Consider the following 24,435-nt stretch of genomic DNA (forward strand, 5'->3'; position numbering starts at 1 on the left):
GTCTCGGGCAGGTCGTCGGCCCGGCGTGGGTCAGCGGCCGGTGTAGGTCATGCAGTCGGCCATGTCGTTGTCCGGGCCGACCCTGATCGACGCCGCGTGGCACTCCAACTGCTCGTTGTGCCGGCAGTCGGCGCGCTGGCACGCCCCCACCTGCGCGATCAGGCTCTCCACGCCACCCCGGACGGGCGACTCGACGAAGGTGTGGCAGTGGGCGTGATCCATGCTGCCGATGGTGATCGCGAAGGCGTGGCAGTCACCCGACTGGTTGTACGCGCACGCGGCGACCACACATTCCTGGACTCGGGGCATCTCCAACGCTGCGGTCATGCCGACCTCCTCTAGGCTCTTGCCCCGATCCTAGGCTTTTGTCGCCCCGCGCAGCTCCGGTATTGCGAGTCGCCGATCACGCGTCAGACGCGGAAGCCGGCGGCGCGGGCGGCCTCCCGTTCGCGACGTCGATCGGATCGACGGCGGAGGAACCAGAAGGCGAAGAACGCCAGGCCGACCAGGGCGACGAGCACCAGCACCGGCAGGACGATCGCGACCAGGGAGACCACCACGCTGGTGGCGTCCTCGGCGGTGCTGGCGACCGGGGCGCCGATTCCGGCGGTGGTCGCGTTGATCACCGGGCGGGCCGCGGACTTGAGCAGATGCACGCCCAACGCCAGCAGTACGCCGGTGACGACCGGCACCCACTGGTGCGACGAGAAGAAGCTCCCCGGGTCGCTGACCGTCACCGTCTCCGACGAGGAGCCGGCACCGAAGGCCAGGCCACCGGCGGTGGGTCGGACCACGGTCTGGACCACGTCGTTGATGTGGTCGACCACCGGCACCTTGTCCGCCACCATCTCCACGGCCAGCAGCACGGCCATGATGGCGATGACCCAACCGTTGCCGAGCCAGGTCCAGCCGCTGGGCAGGTCGATCAAATCGGTGTAACGGCCGAGCAGGCCGAGGATGAGCAGGGGTATGTAGGCGTTCAGCCCCGCCGAGGCGGCGAGACCGGTACCGGTGAGGACTTCGAACACGGTCTCAGCATCGCATCGACGCGCCAGTGCCGCTCGCTGGCGACCGGCGGGTGCTCGGCTACCCTCGTCGGGTGCGGTTGGTCATTGCGAAGTGCTCGGTGGATTACGTCGGACGGCTCTCGGCTCACCTGCCGCTGGCCACCCGTTTGCTGATGGTGAAGGCGGACGGGTCGGTGTCCATTCACGCCGACGACCGGGCGTACAAGCCGTTGAACTGGATGAGCCCGCCGTGTCGGTTGGAGGAGGCCCCCGGTGTGTGGCGGGTCGTCAACAAGGCCGGCGAGGAGCTGCGGATCACCCTGGAGGAGGTCTTCCAGGACACCTCGTACGAGTTGGGTGTGGATCCGGGCCTGCGCAAGGACGGGGTGGAGGCGCACCTGCAGGAGTTGCTGGCCGCCAACCCGGGCGTCCTGGGTGAGGGGTTCACGCTGGTCCGCCGCGAGTACATGACGGCCATCGGCCCGGTCGACCTGCTGTGCCGGGACGCCAACTCGGGCTCGGTAGCCGTGGAGGTCAAGCGGCGCGGCGACATCGACGGCGTGGAGCAGCTGACCCGCTATCTCGAGCTGATGAACCGTGACCCGCTGCTCAGCCCGGTCGTCGGGGTTTTCGCCGCCCAGGAGATCAAGCCGCAGGCCCGGGTGCTCGCCACCGACCGGGGCATCAGGTGTGTGGTCGTGGACTACGACAAGTTGCGCGGCATCGTGAAGGACGAGCTGACCCTCTTCTGACCGGCGTACTACCCGGTGCGCACCGCGATCAACGACTTCGGCAGACCGAACACCCGCTCCACCAGCATTGTCGAGTCGGGGAAGTAGTGACGCATCTGCGAGCGGTCCAACAGCTCGGTCCAGAGCACCTGGTGGATGGCCGCGTCGTGGCTGCGGGTCGGCTTGTGCCCCAGCGGCCAGCGGCGGGCGAACGCGGTGCGCAGTCGTACCGGCAGGAACTGCATTCCGGGCGCGATCCAGTGTGGCTCGATGGGGAAGTAGCGGTAGGGCGTCTGCACCCAGTGCCGGTCGGCCAGTGAGCGGGCGGCGGCGGCGAAGCGGATCCGGCGTTCGTGCCCGCCCACATGCTCCAGCACCGAGTTCGAGAAGACCAGGTCGTAGCCGCCCTTGGTGAGGTGCGGGGGCAGGTCGCAGGCATCGGCCTGCTCGACGTGGGCCCAATCCGGGACGACGGCGGGCGGCTGCTCCAGGTTGACGACTGTCACCCGGGCCGGTCGGACGGTGGCGCGGTGCCAGGTGCCGAGCCGACCACCGAGGTCGACCACGTGCATGTCGCCGATCTCGGGAAAGGTGCGCGCCAGCCAGTCCGAGCGGTGCCGACGCCGTCGGGCGCTCCACGACTGCTCACTGTCGACAAGGCGGTAGCGCAATCGATTGGGGCCCATTTAACGCAATGTACCGCCGTGGCCACAGCGACCAAACATGTGGATGCGCCGATCCTTGTTGATGATCGGTTATCCGACACTCACCTGCCGTACATGACCTTGATGGCCTTGACGAGTCGGGCCACGTCGGCCGGGGTGCGCTCGAAGGTCATCGACGGCAGCAGCGACCGGGCCCGACGCCGGGTGATCGCCTTGGCCCGACCGAACTCACGCAGGCCGTCCTCGCCGTGGATGCGCCCGAAGCCGGAGTCGCCGACACCGCCGAACGGCAGGGTGGACATGCCGGCGAAGGTCAGCGTGGAGTTGATCGACGCCATCCCGGAGCGCAGTCGGCGGGCGATGGCCACCGCGCGCCGCCGGCCGAAGACCGAACCCCCGAGGCCGTACGACAGGGCGTTGGCGCGGGTGAGGGCCTCGTCGGCGTCGCGGACCCGGCTGATGGTCAGCGTGGGACCGAAGGTCTCCTCGCGCACGGCGGCCGACTCCTCCGGTACGTCCACCAGCACGGTGGGGTGGACGTACGGCGGCTGGACGGCGCTCGGGCCGCCGAGCACGGCGCGCCCGCCGGACGTGATCGCGGCGTCGATGTGCCGACGGATCACGTCGATCTGCTTGGGCATGGTCATCGGGCCGATGTCGGTGCCCTCCGGCCCGACGGTCAGCCGACCGGCGCGGCTCACCACCTTGTCGACGAAGGCGTCGAAGACGGCGTCGACCGCGTACACCCGCTCGATGCCGATGCAGGTCTGACCGGCGTTGGTCATGGCGCCCCAGACGCACGCCTCGGCGGCCGCGTCCAGGTCGGCGTCGCTGTCCACGATCATGGCGTCCTTGCCGCCGCCCTCGATGAGCACCGGGGTCAGCGTCTCGGCGCAGGCGGCCATCACCTTGCGGGCGGTGGCGGTGGAGCCGGTGAAGGCCAACTTGTTGACGCCGGAGCGGCACAACGCGGCACCCACGTCGCCCAGCCCGTGCACGGCGGTGAAGACCGGCTGCTCGGGCACCACCTCGGCGAAGCTGTCCACCAGCCACTGGCCGACGGCGGGCGTGTACTCGCTCGGCTTGAGCACCACGGCGTTGCCGGCGGCGAGGGCGTACGCGGCGGAGCCGATCGGCGTGAAGACCGGATAGTTCCACGGCCCGATCACGCCGACCACACCGTAGGGCTGATATTCGAGGTGCCCGGAGAACTCGGCCAGGATGAGTCGGGACCGCACCCGACGTGGACCGAGCACGCTGCCGGCGTTGCGGGCGGCCCAGTCGATGTGCTCGATCGCGGTGACGATCTCGACGATGGCGTCGGCGATCGGCTTTCCGCCCTCAAGGTGCACCAACTCGGCCAGCTGCTCGATGCGCTTGGCCAGCAGGGCACGCCAGCGCAGCATCCGCTGGCGGCGGCCGGTGAAGCCGAGACCCGCCCACCATTCGCCGGCGGTGCGGGCCCGGTCGACGGCCTGCCGCACGTCGGTGTCGGTGGCGACCGGGAGGCGACCGGCCTCAGCGCCGGTCGCCGGGCTGGTGGAGACCAGCTGGCCCGCATCGATGACCGGAACGCCCGGGATATGCACTGCCGTCATGACGGAAGTCTAGACCCGAGGATTACTCACCGGTAGGGTCCTCGATTCGGGGCCGGGGGAGCGGCGTCGCACCGACCCGACCGATCGTTGATCAGTGCAGGTCAGGGCGTTGGTATCGGAAATGGCCCGCCCGAATCGTCGAACGGCAGGTGGCCGGGAGGTGACGAGAGGCTGACCGGCCGGTCGGTATTGACGACTACCGTCTGATGGCAAGCTGACGCGCGGAGTGACGGTGTGGGGTGGAGGGCTGACTGTCCATGGAGGAACATCCGGAACTGATGCCGCTGTTGACGGTCGCGGGTGGACCGATGCGCGGCGCGAGCTTTCGCATGCGAGCCGAGGTACAGGTGATCGGCCGAGCGCCGACCGGTCAGGTGGTCATCAACGACCCACACCTGTCCCGTCGCCACGCCGAGGTGTGGCTGGCACCGGAGGGCCCGTCCCTGCGGGACCTGGGCTCCACCAACGGCACCTGGCTCAACGACCGGCGGATCACCGAGGTGGAACGACTCTCCGACGGTGACGTGATCCGGCTGGGCCGTACCGAACTGCGCCTGTTCGACCCCGGGGTGGCGCTCACCGACCCGGTGGGCCTCAGCTTCGGCCCGTCCCGGCGCGACGTCCGACCGACGCTGCCGCTGCCGCTGGCCGCGCCACCGGGCTCGCGGCGCTGATCGCCTGGCGGCCCGCCACACCGGGTCGCCCCGTCGGATGGCGGTTCGACACCTGGACCGGCGCGGGGACCCGTGGCACCATGCCGCGGATGGAGACCGAGCAGCGGACCGTGACGGCGAACGGCATCACTCAGGCGGTACGGGTGGCCGGCCCGCCGGACGGCACACCGGTCCTGCTGATCCACGGCAACTGCTCGTCCGCGCTGTTCTGGGAGCCGCTGGTCCGCCGTCTGCCGCCGACGCTGCGGGTGGTCGCCCCCGACCTGCGGGGGTACGGCGACTCCGCCACCGCGCCGGTGGACGCCACCCGGGGCCTGCGGGACTTCTCCGACGACGTGGCCGCACTGCTGGACGACCCGACGCTCTTCGACGCCGACGCGCGACCGGTGGTGGTCGGGCACCCCCTCGGCGGCGGGGTGGCGATGCGCCTGCTGGTCGACCATCCGCACCGGGTGGGGGCGTTGCTGCTGGCCGCACCGGTCTCTCCGTACGGCTTCGGCGGCACCCGCGACCTGACCGGCACACCGACCACCCCCGACTTCGCCGGCACCGGCGCCGGCACGGCGAACCCGGACTTCGTCGCCCGCCTCGCGGCCGGTGACCGGAGCGCGGACGCGCCGGCCAGCCCGCGCGCCGTGCTGCGAGCCACCTATGTGGCCGATCCCGCCTCGCTGGGCGCCGACGAGGAACTGCTGCTGGACACCGTGCTCTCCACCGCCACCGGCGACGACAACTACCCGGGCACGGCGGTGCCGTCGGAGAACTGGCCGGGCACCGCGCCGGGGGAGCGCGGGGTGCTCAACGCGCTCGCGCCGACCTGGTTCCGGCTCGCCGACGAGCTGGTGGCCGTCGCCGAGAAACCCCCGGTCACCTGGGTACGCGGAGACGTCGACGTCATCGTCTCGGACACCTCGCTGTTCGACCTGGCGTACCTGGGTTCGCTGGATCTCGTGCCCGGCTGGCCCGGCGCGGACGCCTGCCCGCCGCAGCCGATGGTCGGCCAGACCCGGGCGGTGCTCGACCGCTACGCGGCGGCCGGCGGCGCGTACCACGAGGTGGTGCTGCCCGGCTGCGGGCACAGCCCGCACCTGGAGCGCCCTTCGGAGTTCGTCGCGGAACTGTTGGCCCTGAGCAGCGTGGCGGCCGGATAGCGGCACCGCGGGGTCGCGGGTGACATAGGCCACGGCGTCTCGACAACTCACCGTCACGTGGCAGACTCGCGCGCATAACCTTAGCGGCCGTTCAGTGGCCGTGCGGAGTCCCGGGGAGGCCGGTCGTGGCGCGCGAGTTCAGCACCGTTGGCGTGGTGGGGCTGGGCACCATGGGTGCCGGCATCGTCGAGGTCTTCGCCCGCAACGGCATCGACGTGGTGGCGGTGGAAATCTCGGCACCCGCGCTGGAGCGCGGCCGGGCCACCCTGAAGGGCTCCACCGACCGGGCGGTCGCCAAGGGCAAGCTCGCCGAAGCGGACCGCGACGCCCTGCACGAGCGGGTGCACTTCGCTGTCGGGCTGGACGCGCTGCACTCCGTGGACCTGGTCATCGAGGCGGTGCCCGAGCACCTCGACCTCAAGCAGCGGATCTTCGCGGAGCTGGACCGGGTCTGCCGACCGGAGACGATCCTCGCCACCAACACCTCGTCGTTGAGCGTCACCGAGATCTCGGTCGCCACCAGCCGACCCAACCAGGTGATCGGCATCCACTTCTTCAACCCGGCCCCGGTGATGAAGCTGGTCGAGGTGGTCCGCACCGTCGTCACCGCACCCGAGGTGGTCGCCGACGTCGAGGCGCTCTGCGCCCGGCTCGGCAAGGTCGACGTCACCATCAACGACCGGGCCGGCTTCATCGCCAACGCGCTGCTCTTCGGCTACCTCAACCACGCGGTCGGCATGTTCGAGTCGCACTACGCGACCCGGGAGGACATCGACGCGGCCATGAAGCTCGGCTGCGGCCTGCCGATGGGCCCGCTGGCGTTGATGGACCTGATCGGCCTGGACACCGCGTACGAGATCCTGGACACCATGTACCGGCGTGGCGGACGGGACCGTCGCCACGCCCCGGTGCCGCTGCTCAAGCAGATGGTGACGGCGGGGCTGCTCGGCCGGAAGTCCGGCCGGGGTTTCTACACCTACGAGCGGCCCGGCTCCCCGGTGGTCGTACCGGATGGTGCGACGCCGTCGGCCACCGACGCCGCGCTCGCCGACGGCGCGCGCGCCATCGCGAAGGTCGGCGTGGTCGGCTCCGGAACGATGGCCACCGGGATCATCGAGGTCTTCGCGAAGGCCGGCTACGAGGTCGTCTCGGTCACCCGCGGCATGGAGAAGTCCGCGACGGTCTGCGAGGCCGTGAAGACCTCGCTCAACAAGGGCGTGGTGCGCGGCAAGCTCGCCGAGGCCGACCGGGACGCCGCCCTGGGCCGGATCAGCTGGTCCGCCACGCTCGACCATCTCGCCGACGTCGACCTGGTGGTCGAGGCGGTGGTCGAGGAGCTGAGCGTCAAGAAGGCCCTCTTCGCCAGCCTCGACGAGATCTGCAAGCCGGGTGTGGTCCTGGCCACCACCACCTCGTCGCTGCCGGTGATCGACGTGGCGATGGCCACCCAGCGCCCGGCCGACGTGGTGGGGCTGCACTTCTTCAACCCGGCCCCGGTGATGCCGTTGGTCGAGGTCGTCCGCACCATCCGCACCTCACCGGAGGCCACCGCCACCGCCCGCGCCGTCTGCGCCGCGCTCGGCAAGACCGGCGTTGTCTGCGGCGACCGGTCCGGCTTCATCGTCAACGCGCTGCTCTTCCCGTACCTGAACGACGCGGTGAAGATGCTGGAGGCCAGCTACTCGACGGCCGACGACATCGACCACGCCATGAAGTTGGGCTGCGGCTACCCGATGGGCCCGTTCGAGCTGCTCGACGTGGTCGGGCTGGACGTCTCGCTGGCCATCCAGCGCGAGCTGTACCTGGAACTGCGCGAGCCGGGTTTCGCGCCCGCGCCGCTGCTGGAGCATTTGGTCACCGCCGGCTACCTGGGCCGTAAGACCCGCCGCGGCTTCCGCGACCACTCGCACCGCTGAACGGTGTCAACAGCGCGCGCCGGTGACGGCGTCTGAGTGGTGTGACCTTCGAGGAGTACGTCAGCAGTCGCGGGCCGGCGCTCGTCCGGCTGGCCCGACTGCTGACCGGTGACGAACACCGGGCCGAGGACCTCACCCAGGACGTGTTGGCGCGCGCGTACGTGCACTGGCGCAAGATCTCCCGCGCCGACCACCCGGACGTGTACGTGCGCCGGATGATGGTCAACGCCAACACCTCCTGGTGGCGCCGCCGATCCAGCAGGGAGTTGGCCACGGCCGAGTTCGCCGACCGGCCGGGGCGCGGGGACCTGGGTGGCGATGCGGCCGACCGGGACGAGATGTGGCGGCTGATCCTCGGCCTGCCCGACCGGCAGCGCGCGGTGCTCGTGCTGCGCTACTACGAGGACCTCGACGACTCGAGCATCGCCCAGATTCTCGGCTGTTCCCCGGTCACCGTCCGCACCCACGCGATGCGGGCGCTCAGCCAGCTGCGGGAGCGCCACGGCGTCCCCACGACGAACGGGAGCCGGCCGTGACCGACCTCGACGAGCGGATCGCACGGGCACTCCGGGAGAGGGCCGACGGGCCCGTGGACACCGGCAGCCTGCTGACGGCGGCGGTGAACGGGGGACGGGCCCGGCGGCGGCGACGGCGCGCCGTCATCGGGGCGGCGCTCGGCGTCGCGGTACTGCTCGGGGCCGGTGTGGCAGTGCGTACGCCGGCTGCGCCTCCTCAGCCGGCCGTCACGCCCAGCCCGGTCGTGGTCACGCCACCCCGGGCACCGGGAGTGCCCGGCGCGGCGGCGCGCCCCGCCTCGGTCGGCACGGACCCCCAGGTGTTGCACTTCGGGGTCGACCCGACAGCGGCGGAGCCGGTCGCCTGGCGCTCCGCGGGCCAGGTCGAGAGCATGCGACTGGACCTGGGCGGCGGCGTGCAGGCGATGGTGACCGTTGCCGCTGACCCACGGACGGCCGAGACCGGTGACCCGAGCCAGTCGCGTGACATCGGCCCCGACAAGGCCACCGTCACCAGCGACAAGGAACTCGCCCCGCCTGGCCAGGACGCCGACGCCGCATCGCGGTACAACGGGGTGACACGTCAGCTCGACCGGGTCACGAAGGGTTGGGTGCTGCGCTGGCAGCCCGTTCCGGGCCTGTACGTCCGGGTCGCGGCTCTCGGGGAGACCAGCGCCGAGGTCCGCCGGGCGGCGGCAGCGCTCCGGTTCGACGAGGCCCGCCGTTGCGTCGCGCCGTTTCGATTGACCGCTCTGCCCCCGGGTGCCCGGATCAGCGCGTGCGAGGTGGCGGTACGCCAACTGTTCTGGCCCCGCATCGTGAACGTGGCGGGAACCACGACGCCGACGCAGATCCCCGACGCGGCCTCGGACCTCACCGAGGCGGCGCTGACCGTCGCTCTCCAGGGCGCGGCCACCCTACCGGTACGGCTCGACCACTCACCCCGTCCCGCCTCGCCCGGCCGGGCCACCGCCAAGGCCAATCGCGAGATCGCCGGCAGGCCGGTGTTCGACATGGGCGACTTCTGGCACGTGCTCGGAATTCCGAACACCCTGCTGTCCATGGGGTACGAGAACCGCTGGGAACGGTCGCCCACGGACGCGGAGGTCAGCACAGTTATCGGCGGGCTCCGGGTCGCCGACGACCTTGGCGAGCCGGCCACCTGGGAGTGACCGTAACCTTGGTGACTGTGAGCCCCCGTCGCAATCGCCCTCGCCGGGACGACAACGCCAACCTGGACGCCGACCGGGTCCGGCAGGGCGTCGCCTCGGTCCAGCAGTGGACCGACGGTGCCTGGCAGGTACGCGGCATCGGCGCCGGGGCGTCGGTGAAGACGTACCGTTGCCCCGGTTGTAACCAGGAGATCCCACCGGGGGTGGCGCACCTGGTGGCCTGGCCGGCGGACGGCCTGGGTGACCTGACCGACCGCCGCCACTGGCACAGCGGCTGCTGGCGGGCCCGGGAGCGGCGCGGCCCGGCGGTGCAGCGGGGCCGCAGCTCCCCGCGCTACTGAAACGACCGGGCCTCGGGGCGCTGCCATGCTGGGGCCGAGCCGATTGCCCGGGTTGAGCGGGACCACCCGGTAGCGACCTGGGTCACCCTGTTCGTGCCTGGGCGGGCGGCGGCGGCGACTTCGCGACAGACTTGGGCGGTGAGCACAGCGATCCGCGCGTCGTCGATCCTGCCCGGCCGCCGGGAGAACATCGAGCTGCACACCGCCGACGGTCTGCGGCTGGTCGGTGAGCTGGCCCTACCGGCCGCCCGGCCGCCGGTGGCCACCCTGGTCTGCCTGCACCCGCTACCGACCCACGGCGGGATGATGGACAGCCACGTGTTCCGCAAGGCGGCCTGGCGGTTGCCCGCGCTGGCCGACCTGGCGGTGCTGCGGTTCAACACCCGGGGCACCAGCAGCGTGCGTGGCACCAGCGAGGGAGCCTTCGACGGGGCGGTGGGCGAGCGGTACGACGTGGCCGCCGCGATCGAGTACGCGGAGTTCGCCGAGCTGCCCGACATCTGGCTCGTCGGCTGGTCGTTCGGGACCGACCTGGCGCTGAAGTACGGCTGCGACCCGACGATCGCCGGGGCGATCCTGCTCTCCCCGCCGCTGCGTTTCTCCGCCCCCGAGGACCTGGGCACCTGGGCCGACTCGGGTCGGCCGCTGGTGGCACTGGTGCCGGAGTTCGACGACTACCTGCGCCCCACCGAGGCGCGGGAACGGTTCGCCGCCGTGCCGCAGGCCGAGGTGGTCGGGGTGCCGGGCGCCAAGCACCTGTGGGTGGGCGACGCGGAGACGGTGCTCGACGAGATCGTCCGGCGGGTCAACCCGGCCGTCGAGGTGCCACTGCCGACAACCTGGGACGGCCCGATGGAGTCCGGCGACGTCAGCGCGTACGCCGACCGGACGGTGGCCGCCTTCGCCGACACCCCCGTCCCGGGCCCGGCCGCCAGCAAGGCGGACTGACCCGACGGCCCACGGCCCGGCCGCCGGTCAGGTGGGCTGACGCTCAGCGGCGTTCCTGGCGGGGCAGCACCACCTCGCGCAGGATCAGTTGCAGCGCGGCCACCGTGGGGATCGCGATCAGCGCGCCCACCACACCCAGCAGCGCCACTCCGAGCAGCGCGGCCAGCAGGGCGGCCACCTCGTTGACCTCCACCGAACGCCGCATCACCTTCGGGTAGATGAGGTAGTTCTCCACCTGCTGGTAGACGAGGAAGAAGACCGCGCAGGCGATGCCGGTGGGCAGGTCGGCGGCGAAGCCGACCAGACTCACGATCACCGCGCCCAGGGTGGCGCCGATCTGCGGGATCAGGTCGGTCACCGCGACCACCACGGCCAGCGCGAACGGGTACGGCAGGTCGGCGATCAGCGCGAAGACGAAGGTGGTCGCGCCGGCCAGCACCGCGATGCTCAGCGCGCCGACCATGTACGAGCCCACCTTGGCCAGGATCTCGTCGCCGATCAACTGCACCCGCTGCCGCCGCGACCGGGGCACCAACGAGTAGCCCAGCGAGCGCAGCTTGTCGAAGTACGCCAGGAAGTAGATGGTCAGCACGAGCACGGTCAACGTCCGGAACACCGTGCCGAAGATCAGTTGTGCGCCGCCGAGCACCCCGCCGAGCGCCCGTCCGACCGTCTCCGCGTTGGCCGCGCCCTGCACCCGCTCGACCACGTCGTACCGCTCCACCAGGTCATTGACCGTCGGGTTGCGGCGCAACTCCTCGAGCAGGCTCGGGATCTGGTCGATGAACTGCCCCGACTGGGTGATGATCGGTGGGACCAGCGCCACGATGCCGCCGCAGAGCAGCAGCACCACCGTCAGGGCGACCGCCGCCACCGCCAGGCCGTGCGGCACACCCCAGCGGCGTAGTCGGACCACCGCCGGGTTGAGGCCGACCGCGAGGAAGAGCGCGATCACCACCAGCACGAGGATGCCGCCGGCATTGCGAATCCCCAGATAGAGGGTGTACGCCAGCAGCACGCCCAGCGCACCGGTGAAGCCGAGCAGGAAGCTGCTGCGGCGCAACGGCCGCCCAGGTGTGCCGAACTTTCCGGACGGAACCGCCGGCGGCTCGTCCAGGTCGACCCCCGGAACGGGAACCGGCACCGGCGACGGAGTCTCACCCGACGGCGGCGTCTTCGGCGGCGGTGGCGTCTCAGCGGGCGGTGGAGTCTCGGCCGGCGGGGGCGTTGCGGCCGGCGGTGGTGTTGCGGCCGGCGGGGGCGTCTTCGGCGGCCGGGGGCCGGGCGGCAGGTCCGGGTCGTCGCCGGACGGGTCGTGCTGCGGCATCAGGACCTCCGGCTCAGGCAGTCGGACGACGGGCGTCGGCCACGAACGCCCGCCACGCGGCCGGCGCTGACACCAACACCGGTCCGGACGGACCCTTACTGTCCCGCACTCCCACCGTGCCGGGCAGGTCGTGCGCCACCTCGACGCACTCCGCGTTGCCGCTGGGGCTGGACGTGCGCCAGAGCGCGCCGGTCAGGTCCATGAGGTCACGACCTCCTTCATCAGTTCCATCGACTGGCGGCGACACATCGCACCGTTTCTGATCATCTTCCAGCGCGCCAGCAGCGTAGTCACCTCATGGTCGCCATCGACCACGAGAGGGTCAATCCGATGCTCCATGTGCCTCACCCAACCACCGTCGACGCCTCGGCGCGCGGACGCCGCATGTTCCGCTGTGGGACGTCGCCGGCCCGCAGATCTTGGACAGTTTCCGTCACGGCATGACGGAAACTGTCCAAGATCTGGTGGTGGGGCGGAGCTGAAAGGCGAAAGCTGTCCGGATGCTGCCCGCCGATGACGCCGACGCACTCGACTGGCTCGCCTTCGAGCAGGCGGGCGTGCTGACGACCGCGCAGCTCGCCGGGTTGCTCAGCGAAGCGCGGGTGCGGGGCCGGATCCGCTCCGGTCGGTGGCGGTCGATCTGCCGCGGGATCCTGCTGGCCGGCAACGGTCGACTCACCCGTGACCAGCAACTCTGGGTGGCGGTGCTGGCCGCCGGGCCGGGGGCGGTGCTGGCCGGGGTGTCCGCAGCCGCCGAAGCCGGGGTACGGGGACTGCGACGCGAACCGCTGCACGTGCTGGTGCCGGCAGCCCGCCGTGCCGCGCGGACCACCCTGCGTCGACTTCCGATCGACATGCCCGCCGTTCTGGTTCACCGCACGACGGTCCTCCCGGAGGCTCATCTCCAACGGGCGCGCCCACCGCGTACCACGACGGCGCGGGCCCTGGTGGACGCGGCGGGCTGGGCGGCCGGGGTGGACGAGGCGCAGTCGGTGCTGGCCGCCGGTTGCCAGCAACGCCGGGTACTGCCCGAGGAACTGCGGGTGGTGCTCGACGTCCTCCCTCGGGCCCCCCGTCGGCGGCTGATCGGGCAGACCATCAGCGACATCGCGGGTGGCGCCCAGGCGCTCTCGGAGATCGACTTCCTGCGGCTGTGCCGCAGACATCGGCTGCCCGCCCCGGACCTGCAGGAACACCGAGTCGACGCGGCCGGCCGGAACCGCTGGCTGGACGCGTACTGGCGGGAGTTGCGGGTGCAGGTGGAGATCGACGGGGCGCACCACATGGATGCCAGGCAGTGGGCTGCCGACATGCGTCGGCAGAACGACGTCTGGACCAGCGGCGACCGGATTCTGCGCTTCCCCGCCTGGCTGGTCCGCGCCCGCCCGGACGAGGTGGCCGACACGGTCCGCCGCGCCCTCGTCGCGGCCGGCTGGACCCCCACCGCACCGCTACGCCACCCGGCGCAAAAGTGAATCTTGGACACTTTCCGTCAGCCGATGACGGAAAGTGTCCAAGATTTCGACGCTTCGCCGGGCCGGTGCCCGTCACTCCTTCTCGATGGTGACCTTGCTGGGCTTGGCGCTGCGCTCGTCGGTGGTCGGCTTGGTGGGTCGCTTGCCGTTCTCACCGGTGCTAGTGATCTTGGTGGGCTTGGCGCCCCGGCCACCCTCGCCCGGTACGGCGGCCACTGTCGGCTCCCCGTCCACCCCGGCGCTCGCCGTGCCACCGTCCACGGTCGTCACCGGCTCGGCCACCGGCCGGGTCGTGGACTGCCCGGACTCGTCCGCGGCGGCGTTCACCGGCTGCCTGGTGTCGGCGGGCTCCGTCTTCAGCCCGGTGCCCGCGCCCGTCCCGGTGCCCGCGCCCGCGGTGACGCTCACGCCGTCGTCCCCACCACCGGGTACGCCTTCGCTCGCGCTGGCGTCCGCTGCCGGCGCGGTCGGGCCGTCGATCGGACCGGCGACGCTCTGCAACCGCAGCTCGGACATCTGACGCTGGAGCTCGTCGGACTCCTGCCGGGCCTTCCAGGTTTCCTGCCGCAGATCCGCCAACTGCTGCTGGGCCTGGGCGATCTCCAACATCACCTGGGCCAACTGCTGACGACCCGCCGCCGACTCCTGCTGGGTTGCCGCCAGGTGCTGCTGGGTGGTGGCCAGGTGCTGCTGCGTGGTGGCCGCGTACTCCTCGAACTGCCGCCGGGACGCCGCGACATGCTCGTCGGCCTTGCGCCGCTTGTCGCCGGCCTCGGCTTCGGCCTGCTTCAGCAGTTCGGCGGCCTCCGCCTCGGAGCGCTGGCGCAGTCCCGCCGCGTCCTGCTCGGCCGCCTGACGGACGCCGGCCGCGCCCTGCTCGATCTCGTTCTTGCGAGCCGTGTACTCGCTTTCCAGCTCGTTCTTCCGGGTGGAGTATTCGGTCTCCAGCTCGTCCCGGCGGGTGCTGAACCCGCTCTCCAGCTCCTGCTGACGGCTGGCGAGCCCGGCCTCCAGCTCCTGCTGGCGCGACGCGTGGTGCTTGTCCAACTCGTCGCGGCGCTTGGCGAACTCCTGCTCGGCCGCGGACCGTCGCTGCGCCAACTCCCGGTCGGCCGCCTCCCGACGGGAGTTGACCTCCTGCTCCACCCCGGCCCGCCACGCGCCCAGCTCCTGCTGGGTCTGCGCCCGGGTGTGCTGCACGTACGCCTCGGTCTCGGTGCGCATCCGCTGGACGTACGCCTCGGTCTCGGCGCGGCTGCGCTTCGCCGATTCGGTGGCCTGCGTCGTCAGCCGCTCGGCCTCCTGCTGCGCCTTGGCGCGGGTGGCCCGACCGGCCATCGACGCGTCGTCGATGATCTGCTTGGCCTCCTGCTGCGCCTTGGCGTGGGTGGCCCGCCCCGCTTCGGTCGCGGTGTCGGTGAGCCGCTTGGCCTCCTGGAGCGCCTTGGCGTGCACCTCCTTGGCGGCGTCGCGCAGATCGCTGGCCTCCTGCCGGGCGTTGGCCAACGTCTCGCGGGCCGTCTCGCGCAGCTTGGTGGCCTCCTGCTGGGCCCGAGTGTGGATCTCCTTGGCGGAGTCCCGCAGTTGGGTGGCCTCCTGCTGGGCCTTCGCCAGAGCGTCCTGCGCGGCCTTGCGCAACTGCGCCGACTCGTCCTTCGCCGACCGCAGGGCCGCGTCCGCCTCGGCCCGCTGCGCGGCGCTGTGCCGCTCCTCCTCCGCGCGTCGGGCGGCGAGGGCGATCTCGAAGTCCTTCAGTGCCCGGTCGGCCTGCTCGCGGGCTTCCTCGATGATGTGCTCGGCAGCGGCGCGGCGGGCCTCGATCTCCCCGTTCGCGTCGCCGATGATCTCCTCGGCCTGCTCCTCGGCGAGAGCGAGGATCGACTCGACTCGGGGGCCGAGGTGCCGGAACGACGCCCGGTCGACCACGTTCATCTGCTTGCGCACCTGCGTCAGGTCGCGCTGGAGAACCTCGACCTGGCCGGCGAGCTTGTGGATCTGTGTGTACGCCTGTTCCCGTTCGGAGGCGAGGGTCGCGATCTCGTGCTCAGCACGTGCGACATAACGGTCGACCTGTTTCTTTTCGTACCCCCGCAGAGCGGACTCGAAGCTGGGCTCCGTCGTCACGTCCCCGCCGAGAGCGAACAGTTCCTCGCCGTGCGACATGCCCCCATCCTCACACGCAACGGGCCCTGCTGGGGCGATACGGACGGGCCATGTGGGAGCTACTTCACTCCGTTGCTGTCAGCCGATACCGGCGGTGAGGAAACGCATACGGCGCGAGGTGGCACCGGTTACCCGGTGTCACCTCGCGCCGTCGATGCCCCTACCTGACGCCTCGCGTCAGCCGGCGGTCTCCGCGGGCACCCGCTCCTGACCACCATCGGTCTTCTTTGCTGCTTCCGGCTTGGCAGCCGGAGCGGCCTGCGCCGGCATTCCCGGAACGATGCCGGCGAGACCGGAGAGCATCTGACCCAGCTGCGACGTGACCGCGTCCTTCTGCCGGGTCAGGTCCTCGACCTCGCGGCGGGCGGCCTGCGTGGTCAGCTCCGCCTCGGTGCGGGCCTCGGTGAGCAGGCGCTGCGACTCGGCCTTCGCCTCGTTGAGGGTCTTCTCCGAGTGGGCCTTGGCCTTGTCGACGGTCTCGGCCGCGTTGCGCTCCGACTCGACCCGCCGCGCCTCGGCGCGCTGCTCGATCTCCTTGGCCCGCTCCTGCGCGGCCCGGGCACGCTGCTCGGCCTCGCTGACCATCTTCTGGGTCTGCGCGACCTGGGCGGCGTGCCGCTCGGACTCCTCGCGCTCGGCCTTTTCCCGCCGCTCGGCCAGCTGGAGCTCCAGGGCCTGCAGGTCCTTGTCGCGCTTGTCCCGCGCGTCGGTGAGCAGCTTGGTCGCCTCGGCGCGCTTCTCCTCAGCCTCGCGGGCTGCCTTCGCCCGCTGCTGGGTGATCTCCCGCTCGGCGGTGGCCCGCAGGGTGGCGACCTCCCGCTCGACCGTCGACTTGAGCTCGGCCACCTCGTGCGCGGTGACCGTACGCAGCTGCTTGGTCTCCCGGTCGGCGTCGGCGCGCAGCGTGTCGGCCTCGCGGCGAGCCTGCACCCGGACCTCGGCGGCCTCGCGCTCGGCGGCCGTGCGCAGGTTGCCCGCCTCGCGCTCGGCGCTTGCCTTCATGGCGGCGGCCTCGGCGCGGGCCTTGTCGGTGATCTCGCGGGCCTCGAGGCGGGCGGCGGAGAGGATGCCCTCTGACTCGCGCTTGGCCTCGTTGCGGTGGTCGTTCGCCTGCTCCTCGGCGAGCCGCAGGATCTGCTCGACGCGCGTGCCGAGCCCGGAGAGGGTGGGTCGGCTGTTCTCTTCGAGCTGCTTGTTCGTGTCGGTGAGCTTCTGCTCCAGCGCACTCATGCGCTGCTCGGCCTGGCGGAGCCGACGCTGGGCGTCGTTCATCCGCTGCTCGGCCTCGGCACGGGCCTGCTCGGACTGGGTCAGCGCGGCGGTCATCCGGCCGAGGAAGTCGTCGACCTGATGGGTGTTGTATCCGCGCAGGCCAACGGTGAAATCTGGCTGCGAGTTCGCGTTATCGAAGAACGCGAGAGGGGAGGACTGCTGCTGGGGCATTGGGACATACTGGCAGACGCCCCAGGGTGCTTCGCAAGAGCGGTGCGAAGCTTTCGTGCCCTCTTTACATGGTCAACTCCCGCGATCGGCGAGGTTGGACCAATCGGCGATCTTGGCAGGTCCCGGCCGGTCGGACGCCACGCAGCGTGACGCGGAAAAGGGCCCCGGGGTTACCCCGAGGCCCTTTGTTCGATCCGGGTGACCTATCCGCTAATGGGGGCGGAAGAACAATGAGCGATCAGCGCAATGGTCAACCGGCGTTCCACCGTCCGGCCGGGACCGCCCCGGCGCTCCGGATGCCGGACGGTCAGCGACCCCGGAACCGGTTGATCGCGTCCTCGTGCCGGGCGCGCAACTCTCCGTCACGAACACCCAGCCCGTCGGTGGGTGCGAGGCAGCGCACGCCCACCTTGCCCTGGTGGGCGTTGCGGTGCACCTCGTACGCGGCCTGGCCGGTCTGCTCCAGCGAATAGGTGCGGGACACCGTCGGGTGCACCTTGCCGAGTGCGACCAGGCGGTTGGCCTGCCACGCCTCGTGATAGTTGGCGAAGTGGCTGCCCACGATCCGCTTGAGGTGCATCCACAGGTAGCGGTTGTCGTACTGGTGCAGGAAGCCGCTCGTGGAGGCGCAGGTGACGATGGTCCCACCGCGTCGGGCCACGTAGACGCTGGCGCCGAACGTCTCCCGGCCCGGGTGCTCGAACACGATGTCCGGGTCCTCGCCGCCGGTCAGCTCGCGAATCCGTTCGCCGAAGCGCCGCCACTCGTCCGGGTCCTGGGTCTCCTCGTCCTTCCAGAAGCGGAAGCCCTCCGCGGCCCGGTCGATGACCAGCTCCGCGCCCATCCGGCGGCACAGCTCGGCCTTCTCCGGCGAGGACACCACGCAGACCGGAATCGCGCCGCCGTTGAGCGCCATCTGGGTGGCGTAGCCACCGAGGCCGCCGGAGGCACCCCAGATCAGCACCACGTCACCCTGCTTCATGTTGGCGCCGTGGTGCGAGACGAGCTGCCGGTACGCGGTGGAGTTGACCAGCCCGGGACTGGCTGCCTCCTCCCAGCTCAGGTGCCGCGGCTTGGGCATCAGCTGGTTGGCCTTGACCACCGCCAGCTCGGCCAGCCCGCCGAAGTTGGTCTCGAAGCCCCAGATCCGCTGTTGCGGGTCGAGCATCGTGTCGTCGTGTCCGGCCGCGTCCTCCAGCTCGACGGAGAGGCAGTGCGCGACCACCTCGTCGCCGGGGGCCCAGCGGGTCACCCCGGGGCCGGTGCGCAGCACCACGCCCGCCGCGTCCGAGCCGACCACGTGGTACGGCAGGTCGTGCCGGCGGGTCAGCTCGGAGACCCGGCCGTAGCGCTGGAGAAACCTGAAGGTGCTCACCGGCTCGAAGATGCTGGTCCACACCGTGTTGTAGTTGATCGCGCTGGCCATCACCGCCACCAGCGCCTCGCCCGGGGCCAGCTCCGGCGTCGGCACCTCCTGCACGTGCAGCGCCTTGCGCGGGTCCTTGTCCCGGGTGGCCATGCCGTCGAACATCCGGGACTCCTCGGCGCGGACCACCACGCCCCGGTAGCTCTCCGGTACGGGCAGTCCGGCGACGCCGGCGAGTTCGCGGTCCGGATCGTTCGATTCCTCCGCCGCCATGATCGCTTCGAGGATGTCCTGCACGGTGACCTCCGGTTCATCCGCACCCGCACGGGCCCGGGTGCTGCCATCGTCGGCGCCGGTGGGCACGACCGCCATGTCGGCATTCGACACATCCGGCCCCGGTCGCGCTCCGGTGGGGCCGGACGTTACTGAACGGTAGCTAGGCCGGGAAGTCCTCTGTGAAAAACTGCATCCGCCGATGCGTGAAGGTGTCCAACCACCCCGCCAACCGCGCACTGACGTGCGCGCCCACCCGCCCGACGGGTGTGCGCGCACACCGCACCGCCGCGCGACCGCCACCCATGTTGATCAAGAGCTTTCGGTCACCTGGAGGGCCGAGATTGACGCAAACCTCTTGATCAACAGGGCGGGGAGCGGGGGTCAGTGGGGGGTGGGGGCGGGCTGGACCAGTTCGACGAGGACGCCGCCGGCGTCCTTGGGGTGCACGAAGTTGATCCGGCTGTCGGCGGTGCCACGCCTCGGAGTCGGGTAGAGCAGGCGCATGCCGCGCTCGCGTAGCGCCGCGCAGGCCGCGTCGATGTCCACGACCGTGTACGCGACCTGCTGCACGCCCGGCCCGTTGCGGTCCAGGAACTTCGCGATCGTCGACTCCGGGGTGAGCGGGGCGAGCAACTGCACGCAGCCGCCCTCGGTGGTCGGTCCGACGGCCAGCATCGCTTCCCGGACGCCCTGCTCGGTGTTGGTCTCCACGTGTACGCAGCGCATCCCGAACGTCCGCTGGTAGAAGTCGATCGCGGCGTCCAGGTCGGCCACGGCGATCCCGACGTGGTCAATCTTGCGAAGTCCGATGTCTGTGACGTAGTCCGCACCGGGCTCGACGGGGGAGTTCTCTGCCATGGCGCTAGTCTGGCCGAACAATCGTTAAGGCGTACAGCTCGGCACCCCCTCGGAGGCAGGCATGGCTTCGGTGATCGTCAGCGGCGCGCGGACCCCGATGGGCCGGCTGCTGGGCAACCTCAAGGATCTCCCGGCCACGAAGCTCGGTGGGATCGCCATCAAGGCCGCGCTGGAGCGTGCCGGCGTCAGCCCGGACCAGGTCCAGTACGTGATCATGGGGCAGGTGCTGCAGGCCGGCACCGGTCAGATCCCGGCTCGGCAGGCGGCGGTCGAGGCCGGTGTGCCGATGTCCGTGCCGGCGCTGACCATCAACAAGGTCTGCCTCTCCGGCCTGGACGCGATCGCCCTGGCCGACCAGCTGATCCGCGCTGGCGAGTTCGACATCGTGGTGGCCGGCGGCATGGAGTCGATGACCAATGCCCCGCACCTGCTGATGGGTCAGCGGACCGGCTACAAGTACGGCGACGTGGTGGTCAAGGACCACATGGCACACGACGGGCTCAGCGACGCCTGGGACTGCTGCTCGATGGGAGAGTCGACCGAGCGGCTCGGCGCCCGGCACGGCATCTCCCGCGCGGAGCAGGACGCCTTCGCCGCCGCCAGCCACCAGCGGGCCGCCGCCGCCCAGAAGAACGGTCACTTCGCCGACGAGATCGCCCCGGTGGTCATCCCGCAGCGCAAGGGTGACCCACTGGTGATCACCGAGGACGAGGGCATCCGTCCGGACACCACTGTCGAGTCGCTGGCCAAGCTGCGCCCCGCCTTCGCCAAGGACGGCACCATCACCGCCGGCAGCTCGTCGCCGATTTCCGACGGCGCGGCCGCGGTGCTCGTGATGAGCAAGGCCAAGGCGAAGGAGCTGGGGCTGACCTGGCTGGCCGAGATCGGTGCGCACGGCAACGTGGCGGGCCCGGACAACTCCCTGCACTCGCAGCCGTCCAACGCGATCAACCACGCCCTGAAGAAGGGTGGCCTGAGCGTCGCGGACCTGGACCTCATCGAGATCAACGAGGCGTTCGCGCAGGTCGGTGTCCAGTCCACCCGTGACCTCGGGATCAGCCCGGACAAGGTCAACGTCAACGGCGGCGCGATCGCGCTGGGGCACCCGATCGGCATGTCCGGCGCGCGTCTCGTCCTCACCCTCGCCCTGGAGCTGAAGCGCCGCGGCGGTGGCACCGGCGCGGCCGCGCTGTGCGGCGGCGGTGGCCAGGGCGACGCGCTGATCATCCACGTGCCGGGCAAGGCCGAGACGGGCCGGTGAGCGAGACTGAGCACGTCCCGGCGGCGGGCACCACGTCGGTGCGCCGCAGCCGGGACGTACCGCTGCTGGTCGAGCGGGCCCGCACGGGCGACCCCCGGGCGGTGGCTCGCCTGATCACGTTGGTGGAGAACGGTGACGCGCTGTTGCCGGAGATCGCCGCGGCGCTGGCGCCGTACGCCGGGCAGGCCCAGGTGGTCGGGCTGACCGGTTCGCCCGGGGTGGGCAAGTCGACCACCACGAACGAGCTGGTCCGCGCGCTGCGGGCGCGCGGGCACCGGGTGGGTGTGCTGGCGGTCGACCCGTCCAGCCCGTTCACCGGCGGAGCCATCCTCGGTGACCGGGTGCGGATGCAGGACCACGCGACCGATCCGGGCGTCTACATCCGGTCGATGTCCAGTCGGGGGCACCTCGGCGGGCTGGCCGCGGCCACGCCGCAGGCGGTCCGGGTGCTGGAGGGCGCCGGCTGCGACGTGGTGCTGGTGGAGACGGTCGGCGTCGGGCAGGCCGAGGTGGAGGTCGCCTCCCTCGCCGACACGACGCTGGTGCTGCTGGCGCCCGGGATGGGCGACGCGATCCAGGCGGTCAAGGCCGGCATTCTGGAGATCGCCGACGTGTTCGTGGTCAACAAGGCGGACCGGGACGGCGTCGACGCCACCGTCCGCGACATCCAGGGCATGATCGCGCTCGGCGAGCGCGGGCCGGGGCAGTGGCGGCCCCAGGTGGTCCGCTCCGTCGCCGCGCGGGGCGAGGGCATCGACGACATCGCCGCCGCCATCGACAAGCATCGGGGCTGGCTGGTCGAGCACGGCGAGCTGCGCCGCCGTCAGGAGACGCGGGCCGCCGCCGAGATCGAGGCGATCGCGCTCGGCACCCTCCGCGCCCGGATCGGCTCACTCCGCGACGGTACGGAGCTGGCCACGCTCGCCAGCAAGGTCGCCGAGGGCGCGACCGACCCGTACACGGCGGCGGACGAGTTGCTCGCCCAGCTCGCGCGCTGACCCGACGTCGCGCCGGCCGACGCGTCCAGCCTGGACGAATTTGGCTCGCACCGTCCGGTACGGACCGACGTCGCCGCCGGCGTGACCGGGCCGCCCGCCCGCACGCGAAGGTCGCTCCGGTTTTAGTAGGCTCGCCGCGAGTGAGGCGCTACGCGGCGGGCTGACGAGACGATCGGTCCACATGCGTCGGACCAGGGGAGATGTGATCATGACGGACGCGGTGGAGAACGCCGGTGCGGTGCAGCCCGCGACGGGCGCGGCCCGGGGTGTCACCTCGGTTTCCGACGAGGTCGTGGAGAAGATCGCCAGCGTGGCCGCTCGCGGGGTGCCGGGCGTGGCCGACCTCGGCGGTGACGTGGCCCGGTTCTTCAACAGCGTGCTCGACAAGGTCGGCCTCGACGACGTGGGCGACGCCCGCCGGGGCGTCTCGGCCGACGTGAAGGGCAGCTCCGCCGTCATCAACGTGGTTCTGGTGATCGACGCCGGGCACGTGGTGGTCGACGTGACCGAGGCGGTGCGGGCCGCGGTGATCGAGGCCGTGGAGAAGTACGGCCTGACCGTCACGCAGGTGAACGTCACGGTGGACGACATCGAGCTGAACCAGCCGGGCGCGGCGGCGGTCTGAGGGGCCGTCGCCGACCAGCTCACGTTACCTGCGGGTACGGCCTGACTTAGCGATCGTTCAGGTAGGGGCCTTACACTCGACAGGCAGTCGAGGACCCGAGGAGGAGCCCTGCTCATGGACGCCGACGAGATCGACGCCGGACGGGCGCGCTGGCAGGCCCGGTACGACGCCGCGCGCAAGCGGGACGCGGACTTCACCACGCTCTCCGGAATGCCGGTGGAGCCGGTGTACGGCCCGCCGGAGGGCGCCACCTATCCGGGCTTCGAGCGGATCGGATGGCCGGGCGAGTATCCGTACACCCGGGGTTTGTATCCGACCGGCTACCGCGGTCGGACCTGGACGATCCGGCAGTTCGCCGGCTTCGGCAACGCCCAGCAGACGAACGAGCGCTACAAGATGATCCTCGGCGCCGGCGGCGGCGGGCTCTCGGTGGCGTTCGACATGCCGACGCTGATGGGCCGCGACTCGGACGACCCGCAGGCGCTCGGCGAGGTCGGCCACTGCGGCGTCGCCATCGACACCGCCACCGACATGCAGGCGCTCTTCGACGGCATCGACCTGGCCGGCGTCACCACCTCGATGACCATTTCCGGCCCGGCCGTGCCGGTGTTCTGCATGTACCTGGTCGCCGCCGAGCGGCAGGGTGCCGACCTGTCCACGCTGGACGGCACGCTGCAGACCGACATCTTCAAGGAGTACATCGCGCAGAAGGAGTGGCTCTTCGACCCGGAGCCGCACCTGCGCCTGATCGGCGACCTGATGGAATACTGCGCGGCCGAGATCCCGCGCTACAAGCCGCTGTCGGTCTCCGGCTACCACATCCGTGAGGCCGGCTCGACCGCCGCGCAGGAGCTGGCGTACACCCTGGCGGACGGCTTCGGCTACGTCGAGCTGGGGCTCTCGCGTGGGCTGGACGTGAACGTCTTCGCGCCGGGGCTGAGTTTCTTCTTCGACTCGCACCTCGACTTCTTCGAGGAGATCGCCAAGTTCCGCGCCGCCCGCCGGATCTGGGCCCGCTGGCTGCGTGACGTCTACGGCGCGACCAGCGAGAAGGCCCTCTGGCTGCGGTTCCACACGCAGACCGCCGGGGTGTCGCTGACCGCGCAGCAGCCGGTCAACAACGTCGTACGCACCGCCGTCGAGGCTCTCGCGGCGGTGCTCGGCGGCACGAACTCGCTGCACACCAACGCGTTGGACGAGACCCTGGCGCTGCCCACCGACGAGTCGGCCGAGATCGCCCTGCGTACCCAGCAGGTGTTGATGGAGGAGACCGGCGTGGTCAACGTCGCCGACCCGCTCGGCGGCTCCTGGTACGTCGAGGCGCTGACCGACAAGATCGAGGCCGAGGCGGAGGAGATCTTCGCCCGGATCCGGCAGCTCGGCGGAGACGGGCCCCACCAGATCGGCCCGATGACCTCGGGCATCCTGCGCGGCATCGAGGACGGCTGGTTCACCGGGCACATCGCCGAGTCGGCCTTCGTCTACCAGCAGGCCCTGGAGAAGGGCGACAAGAAGATCGTCGGGGTCAACTGCCACACCGGCACGGTCGCCAAGGAGCTGGAGATCCTGCGCATCTCGCACGAGGTGGAGCTGGAGCAGCGCCGGGTGCTCGCCGAGCGCAAGAGCGGGCGGGACGAGGAGGCGGTGCGCGCCGCGGTCACTCGGATGATCGAGGCGAGCCGTACCGACGAGAACATGATCCCGGCCATGCTCGACGCGGTGCGCGCCGAGGCCACGTTGGGCGAGATCTGCGACGCCCTGCGAGCCGAGTGGGGCACCTACCGAGAACCAGCCCGCTTCTAACCCCAGCCCTGAAACCCCGCTCCCGTCGATCTTGCAGTTTCTGCGGTGCCATAAGGCATGAATGCGGCATACCGGCGACAGAAAGTGCAAGATCGCGGGGGTGGGGGCGGGGCGTGAGAGTT

24 protein-coding genes are annotated in these 24,435 nt (G+C 71.1%); 13 read left to right on the forward strand and 11 right to left on the reverse strand.

The window, feature by feature from the left end; all coding sequences use genetic code 11:
• Positions 1-30: 30 nt before the first annotated feature.
• Positions 31-327: a DUF1540 domain-containing protein gene (locus tag AB0877_RS09130; protein WP_357756083.1), complete on the reverse strand. Its 297-nt coding sequence runs from the start codon at positions 325-327 to the stop codon at positions 31-33.
• Positions 328-410: 83 nt separating this feature from the next.
• A complete protein-coding gene (locus AB0877_RS09135) occupies positions 411-1,028 on the reverse strand; it encodes a DUF4126 domain-containing protein (RefSeq protein WP_366608059.1) in 618 nt (205 codons plus the stop codon).
• Between the two features lie 71 nt (positions 1,029-1,099).
• On the opposite strand from AB0877_RS09135, the gene nucS reads away from it, so the two are divergent.
• Positions 1,100-1,759 (forward strand): endonuclease NucS, encoded by a 660-nt coding sequence (gene nucS / locus AB0877_RS09140; protein ID WP_366608060.1) that lies wholly within the window; start codon positions 1,100-1,102, stop codon positions 1,757-1,759.
• 8 nt (positions 1,760-1,767) lie between these two features.
• Here the strand turns inward: nucS and AB0877_RS09145 are convergent, their stop codons facing one another.
• The gene (locus AB0877_RS09145) at positions 1,768-2,424 is read right to left on the reverse strand and encodes a class I SAM-dependent methyltransferase (RefSeq protein WP_366608061.1); all 657 of its coding nucleotides are present in this window, start codon (positions 2,422-2,424) and stop codon (positions 1,768-1,770) included.
• 80 nt (positions 2,425-2,504) lie between these two features.
• Positions 2,505-4,001 carry an aldehyde dehydrogenase family protein gene (locus AB0877_RS09150; RefSeq protein ID WP_366608062.1) on the reverse strand — a complete coding sequence of 499 codons (1,497 nt, stop codon included), beginning with the start codon at positions 3,999-4,001 and terminating at the stop codon, positions 2,505-2,507.
• A 308-nt stretch (positions 4,002-4,309) separates the two neighbouring features.
• Here AB0877_RS09150 and AB0877_RS09155 point away from each other — a divergent pair, with 308 nt between their 5' ends.
• The 7 genes from AB0877_RS09155 to AB0877_RS09185 all read left to right on the forward strand — a co-directional run bounded on the left by AB0877_RS09155 (position 4,310) and on the right by AB0877_RS09185 (position 10,718).
• A complete protein-coding gene (locus AB0877_RS09155) occupies positions 4,310-4,675 on the forward strand; it encodes an FHA domain-containing protein (RefSeq protein WP_366608142.1) in 366 nt (121 codons plus the stop codon).
• A gap of 89 nt (positions 4,676-4,764) precedes the next feature.
• Complete coding sequence (locus AB0877_RS09160) at positions 4,765-5,826, forward strand: alpha/beta hydrolase (RefSeq protein ID WP_366608063.1); 1,062 nt, start codon at positions 4,765-4,767, stop codon at positions 5,824-5,826.
• A gap of 125 nt (positions 5,827-5,951) precedes the next feature.
• On the forward strand, positions 5,952-7,742 hold the full coding sequence (locus AB0877_RS09165) for a 3-hydroxybutyryl-CoA dehydrogenase (RefSeq protein ID WP_366608064.1): 1,791 nt from the start codon (positions 5,952-5,954) through the stop codon (positions 7,740-7,742).
• A gap of 41 nt (positions 7,743-7,783) precedes the next feature.
• Positions 7,784-8,278, forward strand: coding sequence for a SigE family RNA polymerase sigma factor (locus tag AB0877_RS09170; protein WP_366608065.1), 495 nt, complete (start codon positions 7,784-7,786; stop codon positions 8,276-8,278).
• Positions 8,275-9,429 carry a hypothetical protein gene (locus AB0877_RS09175; RefSeq protein ID WP_366608066.1) on the forward strand — a complete coding sequence of 385 codons (1,155 nt, stop codon included), beginning with the start codon at positions 8,275-8,277 and terminating at the stop codon, positions 9,427-9,429. The genes AB0877_RS09170 and AB0877_RS09175 overlap by 4 nt, the downstream gene beginning before the upstream one ends.
• An 11-nt stretch (positions 9,430-9,440) precedes the next feature.
• Positions 9,441-9,770, forward strand: coding sequence for a hypothetical protein (locus AB0877_RS09180; RefSeq protein WP_355008042.1), 330 nt, complete (start codon positions 9,441-9,443; stop codon positions 9,768-9,770).
• A gap of 138 nt (positions 9,771-9,908) precedes the next feature.
• Entirely contained in the window at positions 9,909-10,718 is an 810-nt protein-coding gene (locus AB0877_RS09185; protein ID WP_366608067.1) for an alpha/beta hydrolase, read from the forward strand.
• 43 nt (positions 10,719-10,761) lie between these two features.
• Here AB0877_RS09185 and AB0877_RS09190 read toward each other — a convergent pair whose 3' ends face one another.
• From AB0877_RS09190 to AB0877_RS09200, 3 genes are read right to left on the reverse strand one after another with little or no spacing between them, the layout of a single operon-like run.
• Positions 10,762-12,045 carry an AI-2E family transporter gene (locus AB0877_RS09190; protein ID WP_366608068.1) on the reverse strand — a complete coding sequence of 428 codons (1,284 nt, stop codon included), beginning with the start codon at positions 12,043-12,045 and terminating at the stop codon, positions 10,762-10,764.
• A 13-nt stretch (positions 12,046-12,058) separates the two neighbouring features.
• Positions 12,059-12,247: a DUF397 domain-containing protein gene (locus tag AB0877_RS09195; RefSeq protein WP_366608069.1), complete on the reverse strand. Its 189-nt coding sequence runs from the start codon at positions 12,245-12,247 to the stop codon at positions 12,059-12,061.
• The gene (locus AB0877_RS09200; RefSeq protein WP_366608070.1) at positions 12,238-12,384 is read right to left on the reverse strand and encodes a hypothetical protein; all 147 of its coding nucleotides are present in this window, start codon (positions 12,382-12,384) and stop codon (positions 12,238-12,240) included. Before AB0877_RS09200 ends, AB0877_RS09195 begins: the two co-directional genes overlap by 10 nt.
• A gap of 161 nt (positions 12,385-12,545) precedes the next feature.
• Here AB0877_RS09200 and AB0877_RS09205 point away from each other — a divergent pair, with 161 nt between their 5' ends.
• On the forward strand, positions 12,546-13,520 hold the full coding sequence (locus AB0877_RS09205) for a DUF559 domain-containing protein (protein ID WP_366608071.1): 975 nt from the start codon (positions 12,546-12,548) through the stop codon (positions 13,518-13,520).
• 72 nt (positions 13,521-13,592) lie between these two features.
• On the opposite strand, the gene AB0877_RS09210 is transcribed toward AB0877_RS09205, so the two are convergent.
• The 4 genes from AB0877_RS09210 to mce form a co-directional block, all read right to left on the reverse strand.
• Entirely contained in the window at positions 13,593-15,683 is a 2,091-nt protein-coding gene (locus tag AB0877_RS09210; RefSeq protein WP_366608072.1) for a hypothetical protein, read from the reverse strand.
• A gap of 177 nt (positions 15,684-15,860) precedes the next feature.
• The gene (locus AB0877_RS09215; RefSeq protein WP_091405818.1) at positions 15,861-17,126 is read right to left on the reverse strand and encodes a DivIVA domain-containing protein; all 1,266 of its coding nucleotides are present in this window, start codon (positions 17,124-17,126) and stop codon (positions 15,861-15,863) included.
• A 307-nt stretch (positions 17,127-17,433) separates the two neighbouring features.
• The gene (gene ccrA, locus AB0877_RS09220) at positions 17,434-18,789 is read right to left on the reverse strand and encodes a crotonyl-CoA carboxylase/reductase (RefSeq protein ID WP_366608143.1); all 1,356 of its coding nucleotides are present in this window, start codon (positions 18,787-18,789) and stop codon (positions 17,434-17,436) included.
• A gap of 360 nt (positions 18,790-19,149) precedes the next feature.
• A complete protein-coding gene (gene mce, locus AB0877_RS09225) occupies positions 19,150-19,626 on the reverse strand; it encodes a methylmalonyl-CoA epimerase (RefSeq protein ID WP_366608073.1) in 477 nt (158 codons plus the stop codon).
• Between the two features lie 61 nt (positions 19,627-19,687).
• On the opposite strand from mce, the gene AB0877_RS09230 reads away from it, so the two are divergent.
• The 4 genes from AB0877_RS09230 (at position 19,688) to AB0877_RS09245 (ending at position 24,313) form a co-directional block, all read left to right on the forward strand.
• A complete protein-coding gene (locus AB0877_RS09230; protein WP_366608074.1) occupies positions 19,688-20,887 on the forward strand; it encodes an acetyl-CoA C-acetyltransferase in 1,200 nt (399 codons plus the stop codon).
• On the forward strand, positions 20,884-21,885 hold the full coding sequence (meaB, locus tag AB0877_RS09235; protein WP_366608075.1) for a methylmalonyl Co-A mutase-associated GTPase MeaB: 1,002 nt from the start codon (positions 20,884-20,886) through the stop codon (positions 21,883-21,885). Before AB0877_RS09230 ends, meaB begins: the two co-directional genes overlap by 4 nt.
• A 208-nt stretch (positions 21,886-22,093) precedes the next feature.
• Complete coding sequence (locus tag AB0877_RS09240) at positions 22,094-22,510, forward strand: Asp23/Gls24 family envelope stress response protein (protein ID WP_366608076.1); 417 nt, start codon at positions 22,094-22,096, stop codon at positions 22,508-22,510.
• Between the two features lie 114 nt (positions 22,511-22,624).
• On the forward strand, positions 22,625-24,313 hold the full coding sequence (locus tag AB0877_RS09245) for a methylmalonyl-CoA mutase family protein (protein WP_366608077.1): 1,689 nt from the start codon (positions 22,625-22,627) through the stop codon (positions 24,311-24,313).
• The last annotated feature ends 122 nt before the right edge of the window (positions 24,314-24,435 follow it).

Source organism: Micromonospora sp. NPDC047644 (assembly GCF_040704315.1).
Taxonomy (GTDB): domain Bacteria; phylum Actinomycetota; class Actinomycetes; order Mycobacteriales; family Micromonosporaceae; genus Micromonospora.